At 69.6% G+C, this 16,327-nt stretch carries 16 protein-coding genes and 2 tRNA genes; 9 read left to right on the top strand and 9 right to left on the bottom strand.

The features are described from left to right. Positions 1–426: 426 nt before the first annotated feature. On the bottom strand, positions 427–1,269 hold the full coding sequence (locus BN159_RS23165; RefSeq protein WP_015659427.1) for a hypothetical protein: 843 nt from the start codon (positions 1,267–1,269) through the stop codon (positions 427–429). Between the two features lie 220 nt (positions 1,270–1,489). On the opposite strand from BN159_RS23165, the gene BN159_RS23160 reads away from it, so the two are divergent. Further along, on the top strand, positions 1,490–2,575 hold the full coding sequence (locus tag BN159_RS23160; protein WP_015659426.1) for a Leu/Phe/Val dehydrogenase: 1,086 nt from the start codon (positions 1,490–1,492) through the stop codon (positions 2,573–2,575). A 306-nt stretch (positions 2,576–2,881) separates the two neighbouring features. Then, a complete protein-coding gene (locus BN159_RS23155; RefSeq protein ID WP_015659425.1) occupies positions 2,882–3,136 on the top strand; it encodes a DUF3073 domain-containing protein in 255 nt (84 codons plus the stop codon). Between the two features lie 78 nt (positions 3,137–3,214). On the opposite strand, the gene purM is transcribed toward BN159_RS23155, so the two are convergent. From purM to purS, 8 genes are all read right to left on the bottom strand, one after another. Beyond that, on the bottom strand, positions 3,215–4,285 hold the full coding sequence (purM, locus tag BN159_RS23150; RefSeq protein WP_015659424.1) for a phosphoribosylformylglycinamidine cyclo-ligase: 1,071 nt from the start codon (positions 4,283–4,285) through the stop codon (positions 3,215–3,217). A gap of 34 nt (positions 4,286–4,319) precedes the next feature. Beyond that, positions 4,320–5,846: an amidophosphoribosyltransferase gene (gene purF / locus BN159_RS23145; protein ID WP_015659423.1), complete on the bottom strand. Its 1,527-nt coding sequence runs from the start codon at positions 5,844–5,846 to the stop codon at positions 4,320–4,322. A 57-nt stretch (positions 5,847–5,903) separates the two neighbouring features. Next, entirely contained in the window at positions 5,904–6,800 is an 897-nt protein-coding gene (locus tag BN159_RS23140; RefSeq protein WP_015659422.1) for an META domain-containing protein, read from the bottom strand. 71 nt (positions 6,801–6,871) lie between these two features. Next, positions 6,872–7,669, bottom strand: a complete 798-nt coding sequence (locus BN159_RS23135) for a maleylpyruvate isomerase family mycothiol-dependent enzyme (RefSeq protein WP_015659421.1) — start codon at positions 7,667–7,669, stop codon at positions 6,872–6,874. 147 nt (positions 7,670–7,816) lie between these two features. Continuing rightward, positions 7,817–8,317: an ArsR/SmtB family transcription factor gene (locus BN159_RS23130; protein WP_015659420.1), complete on the bottom strand. Its 501-nt coding sequence runs from the start codon at positions 8,315–8,317 to the stop codon at positions 7,817–7,819. Between the two features lie 124 nt (positions 8,318–8,441). Further along, positions 8,442–10,700, bottom strand: a complete 2,259-nt coding sequence (gene purL / locus BN159_RS23125; RefSeq protein ID WP_015659419.1) for a phosphoribosylformylglycinamidine synthase subunit PurL — start codon at positions 10,698–10,700, stop codon at positions 8,442–8,444. Further along, entirely contained in the window at positions 10,697–11,377 is a 681-nt protein-coding gene (purQ, locus tag BN159_RS23120; protein WP_015659418.1) for a phosphoribosylformylglycinamidine synthase subunit PurQ, read from the bottom strand. The genes purL and purQ overlap by 4 nt, the downstream gene beginning before the upstream one ends. Then, positions 11,374–11,637, bottom strand: coding sequence for a phosphoribosylformylglycinamidine synthase subunit PurS (purS, locus tag BN159_RS23115; protein WP_015659417.1), 264 nt, complete (start codon positions 11,635–11,637; stop codon positions 11,374–11,376). Before purS ends, purQ begins: the two co-directional genes overlap by 4 nt. A gap of 279 nt (positions 11,638–11,916) precedes the next feature. On the opposite strand from purS, the gene BN159_RS23110 reads away from it, so the two are divergent. From BN159_RS23110 to BN159_RS23080, 7 genes are all read left to right on the top strand, one after another. Beyond that, positions 11,917–12,234 carry a histone-like nucleoid-structuring protein Lsr2 gene (locus BN159_RS23110; protein ID WP_041821757.1) on the top strand — a complete coding sequence of 106 codons (318 nt, stop codon included), beginning with the start codon at positions 11,917–11,919 and terminating at the stop codon, positions 12,232–12,234. Between the two features lie 139 nt (positions 12,235–12,373). Continuing rightward, positions 12,374–12,445 (top strand) — tRNA-Gly (locus BN159_RS23105). An 80-nt stretch (positions 12,446–12,525) separates the two neighbouring features. Beyond that, positions 12,526–12,598, top strand: a tRNA-Gly gene (locus tag BN159_RS23100). 140 nt (positions 12,599–12,738) lie between these two features. Continuing rightward, a complete protein-coding gene (locus BN159_RS23095) occupies positions 12,739–13,701 on the top strand; it encodes an ABC transporter ATP-binding protein (RefSeq protein ID WP_015659415.1) in 963 nt (320 codons plus the stop codon). After that, positions 13,698–14,474 (top strand): ABC transporter permease, encoded by a 777-nt coding sequence (locus tag BN159_RS23090; protein WP_015659414.1) that lies wholly within the window; start codon positions 13,698–13,700, stop codon positions 14,472–14,474. Before BN159_RS23095 ends, BN159_RS23090 begins: the two co-directional genes overlap by 4 nt. A 19-nt stretch (positions 14,475–14,493) precedes the next feature. Then, a complete protein-coding gene (locus BN159_RS23085) occupies positions 14,494–15,702 on the top strand; it encodes a sensor histidine kinase (RefSeq protein ID WP_015659413.1) in 1,209 nt (402 codons plus the stop codon). Continuing rightward, positions 15,699–16,313, top strand: coding sequence for a response regulator transcription factor (locus BN159_RS23080; protein ID WP_015659412.1), 615 nt, complete (start codon positions 15,699–15,701; stop codon positions 16,311–16,313). The genes BN159_RS23085 and BN159_RS23080 overlap by 4 nt, the downstream gene beginning before the upstream one ends. Positions 16,314–16,327: the final 14 nt, after the last annotated feature.

The raw sequence follows: 16,327 nt of genomic DNA, 5'->3' as shown, positions 1-16,327 counted from the left end.
CCTCGGCACTACAACTACACCATCTGTCCAGCCGCGTCGGCCAAACCGATGGAATTGCCCCTCCAGGTGTTCATCAGCGACGGAAGCCGATGGACCATGCCATAGCGGACAGTCACGCCGCTGTGACGATCAGTCACAGGGCGATCAGGAGTCACCAGACCCCCCAAAGCGTGCAATGCGAGCGGAGTCCTCCCCGGACTCCTTGTCCTATTTTGGCATGAGGGTGGGGAAGGGACGCAAGGGCCGCGTAAGTGCGGTCCGTCACGCTTGACACACCTTGAGGTGAACGCCCGGATCGGGTCGTACGTCCCTTGTTGACGAAACTTCAGCAACTCGGGTCGCACGTGAGGGAGGACGAAACCCCATATTGGGCGTCTGGTCAAACGTCAGTTCGTGACCTGGGCCACACTCGGCAGGCTCGGGGCCTCAGTTGGCCGAGCGCCGATCCCGTACCGACCGCCACCGCTCCACGAGCCGCCCGTACGCCGCCCCCGCCGCCGAGCCGTCCCCGGCGCGCAGCGCGGCGATGCCCTCGGCCACGTCCGCCGCCGAGTGGTCGTCCTCCAGCTCACCGGCCGGCAGGACGTGCACCAGGCCGCCGTAGTCGAGTTCGACCAGGGACCGCGGATGGAACTCCTCCAGCCAGCGCCCGACCTCCACCAGGCCGTCCACCAGCGGTCCTTCGTCGATGGTGTCCTTCAGCGTCCTGAGCGCCCGCGCCACCCGGCGCCGCGCCTGCACCATCGGAGTCCGGTACCGCAGCAGCGGCGGGATCTCGCCGGTGCCCTTGTCGTAGCGCCGCTCCTCGTCGGAGACGAGGACGAACCAGTGCAGCGGCACCTGCCAGGTCGAGGTGCGGATCCAGGGCCGGGCGTCCGGGTTGCGCGCCAGCCACCGCTCGTAGTCCTGGGTGGCCTGCCGCCGTACGACCGGGGGGAGCAGCGCGTCCAGGACCGGTGCCGGGAACTCCTCGGCCAGGTCGCCGAGCGCCTGCCAGCCGCGCAGCCGGGTGCGCCAGGGGCAGACGCAGACCACGCCGTCCACCTCCAGCACGAACGCGTCCAGGCTCTCGTGCACCGGCACCGGGACCGGCGGGGTGGGCAGCAAGTCGGCGAGGGCGCGGCGCAGTTCGTCCTGGTACGAGGGGCGGTCGGTGCGGCGGGCGTAGCGCGTCCAGTGGCCGCGCTCGGGTTCGGGGAAGGCGGCCAGCGGCTCGTACACGCGCAAGTAGGTCGCGTACGGGACGATCACCGAGGACACCTTGGGCACGCCTGCTCCCTCCCCCGCCCGCTGCCAGGAAAACCTGCGAAACCCGCTCACAAAGCGGCTGGAAATCTATGTAAATCGTCGCACGGGGGTACCCCGGGAGTAGGTGATCCTGAGCACGTCGAGGTGGCGGGGCGCTCCAGGCTCTAATCTCGACCCACACAGTTCCCGCCACCCCAGGGAGCTGCTCCCAACCGCCGCTACTTACCCAGGAGTCACCACAGTGACCGACGTAACCGACGGCGTCCTGCACACCCTGTTCCACTCGGAGCAGGGGGGACATGAGCAGGTCGTGCTCTGCCAGGACCGCGCCAGCGGACTCAAGGCCGTCATCGCCATCCACAACACCGCGCTGGGCCCCGCGCTCGGCGGTACGCGCTTCTACCCCTACGCGACCGAGGAGGAGGCCGTCGCCGACGCCCTGAACCTCGCGCGCGGGATGTCGTACAAGAACGCCATGGCCGGTCTTGACCACGGCGGCGGCAAGGCCGTGATCATCGGCGACCCGGAGACGATCAAGAGCGAGGAGCTGCTGCTCGCCTACGGCCGCTTCGTGGCCTCCCTCGGCGGCCGCTACGTCACCGCCTGCGACGTCGGCACCTATGTCGCCGACATGGACGTCGTGGCCCGCGAGTGCCGCTGGACCACCGGGCGCTCCCCGGAGAACGGCGGGGCCGGTGACTCCTCCGTGCTCACCGCCTTCGGCGTCTACCAGGGCATGCGGGCCTCCGCCCAGTACGTGTGGGGCGACCCCTCGCTGCGCGGCAGGCGCGTCGGCATCGCAGGCGTCGGCAAGGTCGGCCACCACCTGGTCGAGCACCTCGTGTCGGAGGGCGCCGAGGTCTTCGTGACCGACGTCCGCGAGGACGCCGTGCGCCGGATCACCGAGCGGCACGCGGGGGTGACGGCCGTGGCCGACACCGAGGCGCTGATCCGGATCGAGAACCTCGACATCTACGCGCCCTGTGCGCTCGGCGGGGCCCTCAACGACGACTCCGTGCCGGTACTGACCGCCAAGGTGGTCTGCGGCGCCGCCAACAACCAGCTCGCCCACCCGGGCGTGGAGAAGGACCTCGCCGACCGCGGGATCCTCTACGCGCCGGACTACGTGGTGAACGCCGGCGGTGTCATCCAGGTCGCCGACGAGCTGCACGGCTTCGACTTCGAGCGGTGCAAGGCGAAGGCGGCCAAGATCTACGACACCACGCTCGCCATATTCGCGCGTGCGAAGGCGGACGGAATTCCGCCGGCCGCCGCGGCCGACCGGATCGCCGAGCAGCGGATGGCGGAGGCCCGCCGGGCACGCTGATGGTCCGCCCCTCGAGGCGCTCTTGAACGCGTCCGGTACCCGTCGGCGAGCACTTAGAGAGAACTCTCACGTTCGTCGGCGGGTCGCCCGCCCAGAAGTAGTTAAAATCGCGGTTGACCAGCGGGGACGGGGCGCCCCGAGGGTCCTGGGTCCAGGCACGTGCTGCGGGCGACGTACCGTATGCGCGTGGGCTCAGGTACCGTGGAAGCCCTACGGGCCGGTCTCTCCGAGGAGAGTCCGTTCCGGATCATGAACGCGTGTCAAGACTCTGGGGCCGTCGAGCCCCGTCACCGAGGGGGTCGAGCCATGGGGCGCGGCCGGGCCAAGGCCAAGCAGACGAAGGTCGCCCGCCAGCTGAAGTACAACAGCGGCGGGACTGACCTGTCGCGTCTGGCCAACGAGCTGGGCGCTTCGACTTCGAACCAGCCGCCTAACGGCGAGCCGTTCGAGGACGACGAAGACGACGATGACCCGTACGCCCAGTACGCGGATCTGTACAACGACGACGATGAGGACGAGGACGACGAGTCCGGTCCCACGTCTCAACGCCGCGGCGCTTGACGTTCTACTAGCTGCGCTCAGCCCGGTCCGAGGCGGTTCCCGCCGCCGGACCGGGTTTTGCGCTGCCTTGTGCGAAGGTCAGACGGCGTAGTCGTTGATCAGGGCGGCGCCCGTCTCGTGGTCGCCCCGGTCGGTGATCTCGCCGGCGACCCAGGACTCGACCCCGCGGTCGGCCAGCGTCGCCAGTGCCACGTCCGTGGACTCCTCCGGCACGATCGCGATCATGCCGACGCCCATGTTCAGGGTCTTCTCCAGCTCCAGACGCTCGACCGAGCCGGTCCTGCCGACGAGGTCGAAGATCGGGGCCGGGGTCCAGGTGGCGCGGTCGACGATCGCGTGCAGACCGTCCGGGATCACGCGGGCCAGGTTGGCGGCCAGACCGCCACCGGTGACATGGCTGAACGCGTGCACCTCGGCGGTCCGGGTCAGCGCCAGGCAGTCCAGCGAGTAGATCTTGGTGGGCTCCAGCAGCTCCTCGCCGAGGGTGCGGCCGAACTCCTCGATCCGCGCGTCCAGGGCGAGCCCGGCCTGGTTCAGCAGGACGTGCCGGACCAGCGAGTACCCGTTCGAGTGAAGACCGGAGGCCGCCATGGCGATCACGGTGTCACCCTTACGGATGCGATCCGCGCCGAGCAGCCGGTCGGCCTCCACGACGCCGGTACCGGCGCCCGCGACGTCGAAGTCGTCCGGACCGAGCAGGCCGGGGTGTTCGGCCGTCTCGCCGCCGACCAGGGCACAGCCAGCGAGGACACAGCCCTCGGCGATGCCCTTCACGATGGCCGCCACCCGCTCGGGGTGGACCTTGCCGACGCAGATGTAGTCCGTCATGAACAGCGGCTCGGCGCCGCACACCACGATGTCGTCCATGACCATCGCCACGAGGTCGTGGCCGATGGTGTCGTAGACGCCCATCTGACGTGCGACGTCGACCTTGGTGCCGACGCCGTCGGTGGCGGAGGCGAGCAGCGGGCGCTCGTAGCGCTTGAGGGCGGAGGCGTCGAAGAGGCCGGCGAAACCGCCGAGGCCGCCGAGGACCTCGGGGCGCTGGGTCTTCTTCACCCACTCCTTCATCAGCTCTACGGCGCGGTCGCCCGCCTCGATGTCGACGCCCGCGGCTGCGTAGCTGGCACCAGTGGTCTCTGCAGACATGACCTTGAGAACTTTCGTGTCGTACTACGGGGGCTTACGGGCGACGGATCGCGTCGGCCGCGGCCGTGGCGGCCGGGCCGGCCGCCAGCTCGGTCTCCAGAAGCTGCTTTCCGAGCAGCTCGGGGTCCGGGAGCTCCATCGGGTACTCACCGTCGAAGCAGGCGCGGCAGAGGTTCGGCTTGGCGATGGTGGTCGCCTCGATCATGCCGTCGATGGAGATGTACGCCAGCGAGTCGGCGCCCAGCGAGGTGCCGATCTCGTCGATGGTCATGCCGTTGGCGATCAGCTCGGCGCGGGTGGCGAAGTCGATGCCGAAGAAGCAGGGCCACTTCACGGGCGGCGAGGAGATCCGGATGTGGACCTCGGCGGCGCCGGCCTCACGGAGCATGCGGACCAGGGCGCGCTGGGTGTTGCCGCGCACGATGGAGTCGTCGACGACGACCAGGCGCTTGCCCTTGATGACTTCCTTCAGCGGGTTCAGCTTCAGGCGGATGCCGAGCTGCCGGATCGTCTGCGAGGGCTGGATGAACGTACGGCCGACGTAGGCGTTCTTCACCAGGCCCGCGCCGAAGGGGATGCCGGAGGCCTCCGCGTAGCCGATGGCGGCCGGGGTGCCGGATTCCGGGGTCGCTATGACCAGGTCGGCCTCGACCGGGGCTTCCTTCGCGAGCTTGCGGCCCATCTCCACGCGGGAGAGGTACACATTGCGGCCGGCGATGTCGGTGTCCGGGCGGGCCAGATACACGTACTCGAAGACACAGCCCTTGGGCTTCGCTTCCGCGAATCGCGAGGTGCGCAGGCCGTTCTCGTCGATGGCGATGAACTCGCCGGGCTCGATCTCGCGCACGAAGCTGGCGCCGCAGATGTCCAGAGCGGCGGACTCGGACGCGACGACCCAGCCACGCTCCAGGCGGCCGAGGACCAGCGGGCGGATGCCCTGCGGGTCACGGCCGGCGTAGAGGGTGTGCTCGTCCATGAAGACCAGCGAGAAGGCGCCCTTGACCTGCGGGAGGATCCGGTGGGCGGCCTCTTCGATGGTCAGCGGCTTGCCGTCCTCGTCGACCTGGGCCGCAAGCAGCGCGGTCAGCAGGTCGGTGTCGTTGGTCGCCGCCACACGCGGGGTGCGGCCCTCCTGCTTGGGCAGGTCGGCGACCATCTCGGCGAGCTGGGCGGTGTTGACGAGGTTTCCGTTGTGGCCGAGCGCGATGGAGCCGTGCGCGGTGGCACGGAACGTCGGCTGGGCGTTCTCCCACACGGAGGCACCGGTGGTCGAGTAGCGGGCGTGACCGACCGCGATATGACCCTGGAGCGAACCGAGAGAGGTCTCGTCGAAGACTTGGGACACCAGGCCCATGTCCTTGAAGACGAGGATCTGGGAGCCGTTGCTGACCGCGATTCCCGCGGATTCCTGGCCCCGATGCTGGAGGGCGTAGAGCCCGAAGTACGTGAGCTTTGCGACCTCTTCGCCCGGAGCCCAGACACCGAAGACGCCACACGCGTCCTGGGGGCCTTTCTCGCCGGGGAGCAGATCGTGATTGAGTCGACCGTCACCACGTGGCACGGCTCCGAGTGTAGGCGAGATCGACCACTGGTCCGAATTCGCTGGGAGTGGGCTTTCTTACTTCGCATGGGCGACGAGACCGTCCCCGGAGGCCTTCGTGAGGGTCAGCGTCTGGTCTTTCTGCTGGTAGGACACCTTGCCGGTGAGGATGTCGATCATCTCCTGCTCCGCCTTCATCACCGGGCCCTCGCACAGCATGCGCGTGGTGGACAGACGACCGAACTCGATGGTGCCGTTCTTGACGGCGGCCTCGCCGCGGAAGTTGTTGCAGCCGAGGTTGCCGCTCGCGGTGCCGTCCTCACCCAGGGTGAGGTGGGCCTTGGTCCCCTTGGGCAGGGACTTGGCCGTGGAGTCGTCGCCCTTGCCGGAGACCAGGGTGTCGATGGTCCACTTGGTGCCCTTCAGGGCGGGCTCCGGCTCGTCCTTCGCCGCTCCCTCGCCCAGGGTGATCGAGTCGCCGTCCTTGCTGGTCAGCGTGAGGGTCTTGGCGCCCTCTCGCTCCTCGACGGCGGCCTTGAGGGTGCCGGTGAACACGCTCAGGAACCGCTCCTCGAACTCCTGCACGGGACCGGGGCAGCCCATAGCGGTCGAGGCGAGATCGGTGATCTTGACGGTGTCGCCCTCGATCTCGACGTCGGCGCCGAAGTCGTTGCAGCCGACCGTGCCGCCCGAGTCCCCGCCGCTGACGTCGGGCTCGGCGGCGCCGGGCTTGAGCACGACGTACGCCTGATCGACCCGGAAGTGCTTGTCCTCGGTCGGCAGGCCGTACTCCTTGCCGTCGACCGTCACCTTCTGCGGGACCCAGCGGGTGTCCGCGATGTCGGTGGCCTTCTTCGTCTTCTCACCGTCACCCACCGAGCCGCTGCCGCTGCCGGATTCCGTGCCGCAGGCGGCCAGCACGGCGGTGCCGGCCAGGGCCGCGGCGGCGTACTTCACACTTGTGGTCCGCTTCATGTCTCTTCGACGCACGAGGCGGGTGTTGGGTTCGGGGTCGTTATCGGTCCGTTGTGTCGTGCGTCGTGCGGTCAGCTCATCAGGGGCAGCAGACCGCTCAGATCGGCGCGCTCCCCGCCGGCGCTGACCTTCGCCTCCTCGACCGCGTCCCGCCACTGGATCCGCCCGGTCGCCAGCCGGACCCAGGTCAGCGGGTCGGTCTCGACGACGTTGGGCGGGGTGCCCCGGGTGTGTCGGGGGCCCTCGACGCACTGCACGACGGCATACGGCGGGATCCGCACCTCGGTCGAGCCGCCGGGCGCCTTCACCGCGAGCGCGTCGGCGAGCAGCCGGGCGGTTGCGGCGAGGGCCTGCCGGTCGTACGGCACCTCCAGCCCCGGCACCGCGGCGTTGAGGTCGTCGGTGTGGACGACGAGTTCCACGGCTCGGGTGACCAGGTAGTCGGCCAGTGGCAGGGCGCCGGCGTTGGTCTGGAGCAGCCGGGTGCCCGGGTGGGTGTCGAGCTGCTCCTCTAGGGTGCGGGCGATGTCGGCGAGGTAGGTGTCGAGGTCCGGGTTCTCCTGGACCAGGCGCCGGGTGAACTCGTCGATGGCAGAGGAGCTGGCGGCGGTCGCGAACGGCCAGTCCAGCAGCACGGCGTCCGGCTTGGGCGGCTCCGGCAGGTCCAGGGAGCGCCCGATGGCCGTCAGCGCCATCCCGATGTGCGCGACCAGCTCCCGTACGGTCCACTCGCCGAGCCGGGTGGGCAGCGCGAGTTGCTCGGCCGTCAGCCCACGCACGGCGGCCTGCACGTGCCGGAACTGGGCGAGGACGGCGGTGCGGGTCTTGACGGGATCGTAGGCGCGGGCACGCTTCTTGGCCGGGGGCATGCGATCAAGCCTAGGCAGACTGATCGGCGGGCACCGGCACTTCGAAGCATGGGCGGTGTCCAGGTCGGGTCCGTCCCATTACCTGGAAGTGCACATGCGGCTCGCTGGAGTTGCCCGAGACCCTGTGCCGCGGTTGGGCTCGTTGGCCTACGGCCGGGCCGCCGCGAGTATGACGAGCAGTGGTACGACCCGTCCTGGCGGCACTTCGTAGCGGCCGCGTGCGGTGGCGCGCAGCCAGCCCCCGCCGGTCAGTTGGGGCAGGTGGTGGTAGATCTGGCCGGTCGTGCCGAGCTCCTCCAGCGCGGTCAGCTCGGCCACGGTGCGTCGGCCGCCGAGCACCTCGCGCAGCAGCCGCAGCCGTACCGGATGAGCGAGCGCGGCGAACGCGTCGGTGATTTCCGACCACTCCTCGTCCAGCAGATCCTCGACGAGCGCGGTGCGCTGCCAGCCGTACTGCTCCCCGGTGGGCAGCCGCACCTCCCCGGTGAACAGGACGCCTCCGTCCGCGGCTCCCGCCTCGGCCATCTGCTCCTTCAAGGTCTCCAAGGCCCAGAAGTCGCCCTCGCCGACGCGCGGGGTGGTGCGGCCCACTGCTTCAAGTGCCGCCAGTCGGCGTTCGAGATCGGTGACGCGCTCTTCCAGGTCCATGCTTCGAGATTACGGAACTACGTAATTCCGTGCAAGCACTCTTTCCGGTGAACGGTGACTGGTGAACATGCCGAAGCCCCCGCCCGGCTGACCGGACGGGGGCTTCCTGCAACTGACGGGACGACTACGCCAGCAGCGCCGGAATCGTCGCCTCATGCGCCTCGCGGAGTTCGGTCAGGGAGAGCGTGAACTCGCCCTGTACGTCCACCGCGTCGCCGTCGACGACACCGATGCGGGTGACCGGAAGGCCCCGCGCACCGCACATGTCGTTGAAGCGGACCTCCTCCGAGCGGGGCACGGCGACGACCGCGCGGCCCGCCGACTCCGAGAAGAGGAAGGTGAAGGCGTCCAGACCGTCCGGGACGACCAGGCGGGCGCCCTTGCCACCGAGCAGCGCCGACTCCACGACCGCCTGGACCAGACCGCCGTCGGACAGGTCGTGCGCCGAGTCGATCATGCCGTCGCGGGAGGCGGAGATCAGGATCTCGGCGAGCAGCCGCTCGCGCTCCAGGTCCACCTTCGGGGGCAGTCCGCCGAGGTGGTCGTGGACGACCTGGGACCAGGCCGAGCCGCCGAACTCCTCACGCGTGTCGCCGAGGAGGTACAGCAGCTGGCCCTCCTCCTGGAAGGCGACCGGGGTGCGACGGGCCACGTCGTCGATGACGCCGAGGACCGCGACCACCGGGGTCGGGTGGATGGCGGCCTCGCCCGTCTGGTTGTACAGGGAGACGTTGCCGCCGGTCACCGGGGTGCCGAGCTGCTGGCAGGCGTCCGCCAGACCACGGATGGCCTCCGCGAACTGCCACATCACCGCCGGGTCCTCGGGCGAGCCGAAGTTCAGGCAGTCGGAGACCGCGAGGGGCTTGGCACCCGTCGTCGCCACGTTCCGGTACGCCTCGGCCAGCGCCAGCTGGGCACCGTGGTACGGGTCCAGCTTCGCGTAACGGCCGTTGCCGTCCGTCGCGATGGCGACGCCGAGGCCGGTCTCCTCGTCGATGCGGATCATGCCGGAGTCCTCCGGCTGGGCCAGCACCGTGTTGCCCTGCACGAAGTGGTCGTACTGCGACGTGATCCACTTCTTCGACGCCTGGTTGGGGGACGCCACCAGCTTCAGGACCTGGTCCTTCAGCTCCTGCGCGGAAGCGGGCCGCGGCAGCTTGTTCGCGTCGTCCGCCTGGAGCTCGTCCTGCCAGGACGGGCGGGCGTAGGGGCGCTCGTAGACCGGGCCGTCGTGCGCGACCGTACGCGGGTCGACGTCGACGATCTTGCCGCCGTGCCAGAAGATCTCCAGGCGGTCGCCGTCCGTCACCTCACCGATGACGGTGGCGATGACGTCCCACTTCTCGCAGATCTCCAGGAACCGGGCGACCTTCTCCGGCTCCACGACCGCGCACATGCGTTCCTGCGACTCGCTCATGAGGATCTCCTCAGGAGAGAGCGTCGAGTCGCGCAGCGGTACGTCGTCCAGGGTGACGGTCATGCCGCCGGAGCCGTTCGAGGCCAGCTCGGAGGTGGCGCAGGAGAGTCCGGCCGCGCCGAGGTCCTGGATGCCGACGACCAGCTTCTCGGCGAAGGCTTCGAGCGTGCACTCGATCAGCAGCTTCTCCTGGAAGGGGTCACCGACCTGCACGGCCGGACGCTTCGACGGCTTGGCGTCGTCGAAGGTCTCCGAAGCCAGGATGGACGCACCACCGATGCCGTCACCACCCGTACGGGCCCCGTACAGGATGACCTTGTTGCCCGCGCCGGACGCCTTCGCGAGGTGGATGTCCTCGTGCCGCATCACACCGATGGCACCGGCGTTGACCAGCGGGTTGCCCTGGTAGCAGGAGTCGAAGACGACCTCGCCGCCGATGTTGGGCAGGCCCAGGCAGTTGCCGTAGCCGCCGATGCCGGCGACGACGCCCGGCAGGACGCGCTTGGTGTCGGGGTGGTCGGCCGCGCCGAAGCGCAGCGGGTCCACGACCGCGACCGGACGCGCGCCCATCGCGATGATGTCGCGCACGATGCCGCCGACGCCCGTGGCCGCGCCCTGGTAGGGCTCGACGTAGGAGGGGTGGTTGTGCGACTCGACCTTGAAGGTGACCGCGTAGCCCTGGCCGACGTCCACGACACCGGCGTTCTCGCCGATGCCGACAAGCAGCGCGTCGGACTGCGGGGCCTTCTCGCCGAACTGGCGGAGGTGGACCTTGGAGGACTTGTACGAGCAGTGCTCGGACCACATGACGGAGTACATGGCCAGCTCCGCGCCCGTGGGGCGGCGGCCGAGGATCTCGACGACCCTCTCGTACTCGTCCTTCTTCAGACCGAGTTCGGCCCAGGGCAGCTCGACGTCGGGGGTCGCGGCCGCGTGCTCGACCGTGTCCAGAGGCGTCCGGCTCATGCGTTGACCAGCTTCTTGAGGATCGAGGTGAAGAACGGGAGACCGTCGGTGCGGCCTGACCCGATCAGGGGCTCGACGGCGTGCTCCGGGTGCGGCATGAGGCCTACGACGTTGCCGGCCTCGTTGGTGATGCCGGCGATGTCGTTGAGCGAGCCGTTGGGGTTGAAGTCCAGGTACCGGAACGCGACCCGGCCCTCGGCCTCCAGCTTGTCCAGCGTGTACTGGTCGGCGACGTAGCGGCCGTCCATGTTCTTCAGCGGGATGTGGATCTCCTGGCCCGCCTCGTAGTCGCTGGTCCAGGCCGTGGACGCGTTCTCCACCCGCAGCTTCTGGTCGCGGCAGATGAAGTGCAGGTGGTCGTTGCCGAGCATCCCGCCGGGAAGCAGGTGCGCCTCGGTGAGGATCTGGAAGCCGTTGCAGATGCCGAGGACCGGCAGTCCGGCCTTCGCCTGCTCGATGACGGTCTCCATCACCGGCGAGAAGCGGGAGATGGCTCCGGCGCGCAGATAGTCGCCGTAGGAGAAACCGCCGGGAAGGACGACCGCGTCGACCTGGTGGAGGTCCTTGTCCTTGTGCCAGAGGGCGACCGGTTCGGCGCCCGCGAGGCGGATCGCGCGCTGGGTGTCCCGGTCGTCGAGACTCCCCGGGAAAGTGACGACGCCAATACGAGCGGTCACTTCGCGGCCTCCGCGACTTCCTCCACCTTGACGGTGAAGTCCTCGATCACGGTGTTGGCGAGGAAGGATTCCGCAAGATCATGGATGCGGGCGAGCGCGGCCTCGTCGACCGGCCCGTCAACTTCCAGTTCGAAACGCTTTCCCTGACGGACGTCGGAGATGCCTTCGAAACCCAGTCGCGGCAGTGCGCGCTGCACCGCCTGGCCCTGGGGGTCGAGGATCTCCGGCTTGAGCATGACGTCGACTACGACGCGTGCCACGTGCACTCCCGGTGGTGTGGTGCTGAGCAGGTTCCTGCAAGGTGGTTTCAGACTACCTGCACAAAATTTCTACGCGCGTCGACTTGTAGGAATCTACGTGAGGGCGGTCACGAACCGGCGGAAGTGGGGGTACACGGAAAAGTTCCGGGAAAGATCCGAGATCGTCACCCGAAACCTATTGCGCTCGGACACGCGGAAGGATTTAGTCGGGCTTCACAATGCATTGTCGGGCACTGTACAAATGAATTGTCACCCGTGCCGTACGAAGGGACCAATTTCGTGGCGCAGAAGGTCGTGGTCACCCTCTTTGACGACATCGACGGCTCGGAAGCGGCGGAAACGATCGCCTTCGGACTCGACGGCAAGTCGTACGAGATCGACCTGAATCAAACGAATGCCGAGAAACTGCGTAAGGCGCTTGAGCCCTACGTGGAGGCCGGCCGCAAGCGGTCGCGCTCCGGCAAGGCCTACCGGCAGACCGAGGTCGCCCCCGACCCGGCGGCCGTCCGGGCCTGGGCCCAGGCCAACAAGATGGACGTACCGGCCCGCGGCCGGATCCCCAAGAAGGTCTACGAAGCATTCGCCGCGGCGCAGTAGGGGTCCCTCCCGGCCACCGTCCTCGGGGCCGTCAGCGGGCCCTGAGGACAACCGACTTGCGCTGCACCCCTCTGGATCAGCTAGAGTCTGGAGCACGCCGAGGGGCGGGGACGGAAAAATCCCAGCTCACGGAGTACATGCGGGTGTAGTTCAGTAGTAGAACATCCCCCTTCCAGGGGGAAGGCGCAGTGTGCAATTCCTGTCACCCGCTCTGCATCGCCGTACCAAGGTCCCTTGTGGATCAGGTAGGCTGGTGCTCGCACCGATCGGTGAGAGCCGGTCGGAGGCAATGCGGACGTAGCTCAGTTGGTAGAGCGCAACCTTGCCAAGGTTGAGGTCGCGAGTTCGAGCCTCGTCGTCCGCTCGGGAATGAGACCCCGGTCCACTGGACCGGGGTCTTTTCGTGTTTCCCGTCGACTGTCCCCACTTGCTTCTGACATTTGTCATGCGCGGCGATGACAGCGCGCACTGCCGAGTGGCCCGGAACACCGGGAGGCTGAAGTCATGGACAGGAACGAACACGGACACGTGATTGAGGTCACCGACCTGCGGCGTGTGTACGGGGGCGGGTTCGAGGCGGTACGCGGAATCACCTTCTCGGTGGCCCGCGGCGAGGTCTTCGCGTTGCTGGGCACCAATGGCGCGGGCAAGACCTCCACCGTCGAACTGCTGGAGGGGCTCGCCCGGCCGGCCGGGGGACAGGTGCGGGTGCTCGGCCACGATCCCCACGCCGAGCGGGCCGCCGTACGGCCGCGGACCGGGGTCATGCTTCAGGAGGGCGGGTTCCCGTCCGAGCTGACCGTCGCCGAGACCGCGCGAATGTGGGCCGGGTGTGTCAGCGGGGCGCGGCCTCCGCTGGAGGTGCTGGAGCGGGTCGGTCTCGCCGCGAAGGCCGACGTGCGGGTGAAACAGTTGTCCGGGGGTGAGCGGCGGCGCCTGGACCTGGCGCTCGCGCTGCTCGGGGATCCCGAGGTGCTGTTCCTGGACGAGCCGACGACCGGTCTTGACGCCGAAGGGCGCCGGGACACCTGGGAGTTGGTGCGCGGGCTGCGCGACGCCGGTACGACCGTGCTGCTGACCACGCACTACCTGGAGGAGGCCGAGGGTCTCGCCGACCGGCTGGCGATCCTGCACGAGGGGCGGATCGCGGCCGCCGGGACCCCGGCCGAGGTGACCGCGTCCCAGCCCTCGCGCATCGCCTTCGAACTGCCCGAGGGCTACTTCCTGGGCGATCTGCCGCCGCTCGGCGAGCTGGGCGTGTCCGGGCACGAGGTCGAGGGACGGGTCGTCCGGCTGCGCACCCATGAGCTCCAGCGGGCGGCGACCCGGCTGCTGGTGTGGGCCGAGGCGGCCGGAGTGGAGCTGCGGGGGCTCGACGTGCGGTCGGCCTCGCTGGAGGAGGCGTTCCTGAGGATCGCGCGGGAGGCGACGGAAACCGTCGAGACGAAGAAGGAGTACGCCGCATGAGCAGCACCCTCACCACCCCGGCGGGCCGGATGGCGGCGCTGGCCCGTGCCGAGCTCACCCTGCTCGGACGCAGCAGGGGAACCCTCTTCGCCGCCCTGTTCGTTCCCCTGGTCCTGCCGTTCAGCGTGTACTCGGCGACCAGGGACATGGACCTGGCGGAGCACGGCCTCACCGCAGGCACCGTCATCCTGCCCGCCGCCATCGGGTTCTCGCTGCTCTTCGCGGTGTACGGGGCGCTCGTCGGCGTCTTCACCGCGCGGCGCGAGGAACTCGTCCTCAAGCGGCTGCGCACCGGTGAGCTGCGGGACAACGAGATCCTCGCCGGATCCGCCCTGCCCGCCGTCACCACCGGCCTCACCCAGTCCGTGCTCCTCGCGGCCGGCTGTGCGGTCCTCCTCGACATGCCCGCACCCCGCGCCCCGCACCTCGCCGTCCTGGCGCTGCCGCTCGGGCTGGTGCTGTGCGCCGCGCTCGCGGCCGTCACCTCGGCGTTCACCCGCACCACCGAGAGCGCCCAGGTCACCACGCTGCCCGTGGTGTTCGTCTCGATGCTCTTCTCCGGCATGGCCTTCCCGCTGGAGCTGCTGCCCGACCGGGTGGCCTCGGTGTGCGAAGTCCTGCCGCTGACCCCGGTGGTCACCCTCGTCCGGGGTGGCTGGACCGGAGAGCTGTCGGCGTACGAGGCGACGGGCGCGCTGCTCACCGCGCTGGCCTGGACCACGGTGGCCGTGTTTGCTGTAGGACGGTGGTTCCGCTGGGAACCCCGGCGTTGAGGTGAGGGGGAACGGGCGCATGCGCGGGCCGGGCAGTTGGTGGCGGGGCAAGAGCACCCCGGCGAAGGTGGAGACGTACACCCGGGGGTCGTTCCAGTTCTTCGCGGTGGTCGAGGTCGCCGGGGCCGGACTGCCGGTCATGGGACAGATCGGCGGCGGGCTCGGTGCCCTGTTGATGCTGCTGGTGTGCGCCCACGCTGCGGTCTGCGCCCTGACCGTGGCACGGGCCGTGGACTGGGTGCGCGGCCTGCGCGAGCAGCCCGTACGGATGCTGTGGACGCTCGGCGCGCTCACCTCGGCGGTCGCCGTCACGGCCGCCGCCATCGCCGAGTACGGCCCGGGGGGCGAGGCGGCCGAGTCGGCCGCGGGCAGCGTCTTCGGCGTCGTCATGGTCTTCGGCGTGGGCATCATGGCGCTCGGAGTGGACGGACGCAGGCACGTGTATGCGATCGTCTCGGGCTTCGGCGCGGGTACGGCCGTGGTCGTGTTCGCGATGGACGGATCCGTGCTCGCGGGACTGGTCGTCGGGCTGATCGTGCTGGCCGGCAGCGGCTTCCTCGCCTTCACCGCCGTCTTCTCCGTCTGGCTGCTGAAGGCCGTCTACGAACTCGACGAGGCCCGCGAGACCCGCGCCCGGCTCGCCGTCGCCGAGGAGCGGCTGCGGTTCGGACGGGATCTGCACGATGTGATGGGCCGCAATCTCGCGGTCATCGCGCTGAAGAGCGAGCTGGCCGTGCAGCTCGCCCGGCGCGGGCGGCCCGAGGCCGAGGAGCAGATGATCGAGGTCCAGCGGATCGCGCGGGAGTCGCAGCGCGAGGTGCGGGATGTCGTACGGGGCTATCGCGAGGCCGATCTCGGGGCCGAACTCTCCGGTGCGCGGGGTGTGTTGACGGCAGCCGGGATCGACTGCGAGGTGAGCGGGCCGGTCGAGGGGCTGCCCGCCGAGGTGCAGTCGGCGCTCGCGTGGGTGGTGCGGGAGGCCACCACCAATGTGCTGCGGCACGGGAACGCGGAACGGTGCGCGGTGTCCGTGCGGGTACGGGAGGGGCGTGCGGTGCTGACGGTGGAGAACGACGGGGTCGCCGGCGCCGCCGGAAAGGGCGGCGGCTCCGGGCTCGCGGGGCTGCGGGAGCGGCTCGCGGCCGTGGCGGGGACGTTGGAGGCGGGGGCTGAGGCAGGAGTGTTCCGAGTGGTGGCCGAGGTGCCGGTGACGGCGGTGGCGGTGTGAGCGAGCGGGTACGGGTGCTGCTCGCCGACGACGAGCATCTGATCCGGGGTGCGCTGGCCGCGCTGCTCTCGCTGGAGGACGACCTGGTGGTCGTCGCCGAAGCGGCCTCAGGCCCGGAGGCGCTGGCGATGGCACGGGCCCACGCACCCGACGTGGCGGTGCTGGATCTTCAGATGCCCGGCGCGGACGGTGTGAAGGTCGCCACATCGCTGCGGACGGAACTGCCGTCCTGCCAGGTCATGATCGTGACCAGCCATGGCCGCCCGGGGCATCTCAAGCGGGCGCTTGCAGCGGGTGTGCGCGGGTTCGTCCCGAAGACCGTCAGCGCCCAGCGGCTCGCCGAGATCATCCGGACGGTCCGGGCCGGAAACCGTTATGTGGACCCCGAGTTGGCCGCCGACGCGATCTCCGCCGGGGACTCCCCGCTGACCGCGCGGGAGGCCGAGGTGCTGGAACTGGCCGCCGACGGAGCCCCCGTGGCGGAGATCGCGGAGCGGGCCGCGCTGTCCCAGGGGACCGTGCGGAACTATCTCTCCTCGGCCGTCTCCAAGCTCGGAGCGGAGAACCGGCACGCGGCGGTGCGGCTCGCGCGGGAGCGAGGTTGGGTATAGTGGTTCTCGCGCCA

The organism is Streptomyces davaonensis JCM 4913 (assembly GCF_000349325.1).
GTDB lineage: Bacteria > Actinomycetota > Actinomycetes > Streptomycetales > Streptomycetaceae > Streptomyces > Streptomyces davaonensis.
The sequence above is the reverse complement of the archived record's forward strand: the minus strand, read 5'-3'. Positions and strand labels throughout refer to the sequence as shown.

Coding starts and splice junctions, on each gene's coding strand:
- BN159_RS23095 (WP_015659415.1), top strand. CDS start 12,739: ATGGACAGGAACGAACACGGACACGTGATTGAGGTCACCGACCTGCGG.
- BN159_RS23085 (WP_015659413.1), top strand. CDS start 14,494: ATGCGCGGGCCGGGCAGTTGGTGGCGGGGCAAGAGCACCCCGGCGAAG.
- BN159_RS23155 (WP_015659425.1), top strand. CDS start 2,882: ATGGGGCGCGGCCGGGCCAAGGCCAAGCAGACGAAGGTCGCCCGCCAG.
- purL (WP_015659419.1), bottom strand. CDS start 10,700: ATGAGCCGGACGCCTCTGGACACGGTCGAGCACGCGGCCGCGACCCCC.
- purM (WP_015659424.1), bottom strand. CDS start 4,285: ATGTCTGCAGAGACCACTGGTGCCAGCTACGCAGCCGCGGGCGTCGAC.
- BN159_RS23090 (WP_015659414.1), top strand. CDS start 13,698: ATGAGCAGCACCCTCACCACCCCGGCGGGCCGGATGGCGGCGCTGGCC.
- BN159_RS23135 (WP_015659421.1), bottom strand. CDS start 7,669: ATGCCCCCGGCCAAGAAGCGTGCCCGCGCCTACGATCCCGTCAAGACC.
- BN159_RS23140 (WP_015659422.1), bottom strand. CDS start 6,800: ATGAAGCGGACCACAAGTGTGAAGTACGCCGCCGCGGCCCTGGCCGGC.
- BN159_RS23130 (WP_015659420.1), bottom strand. CDS start 8,317: ATGGACCTGGAAGAGCGCGTCACCGATCTCGAACGCCGACTGGCGGCA.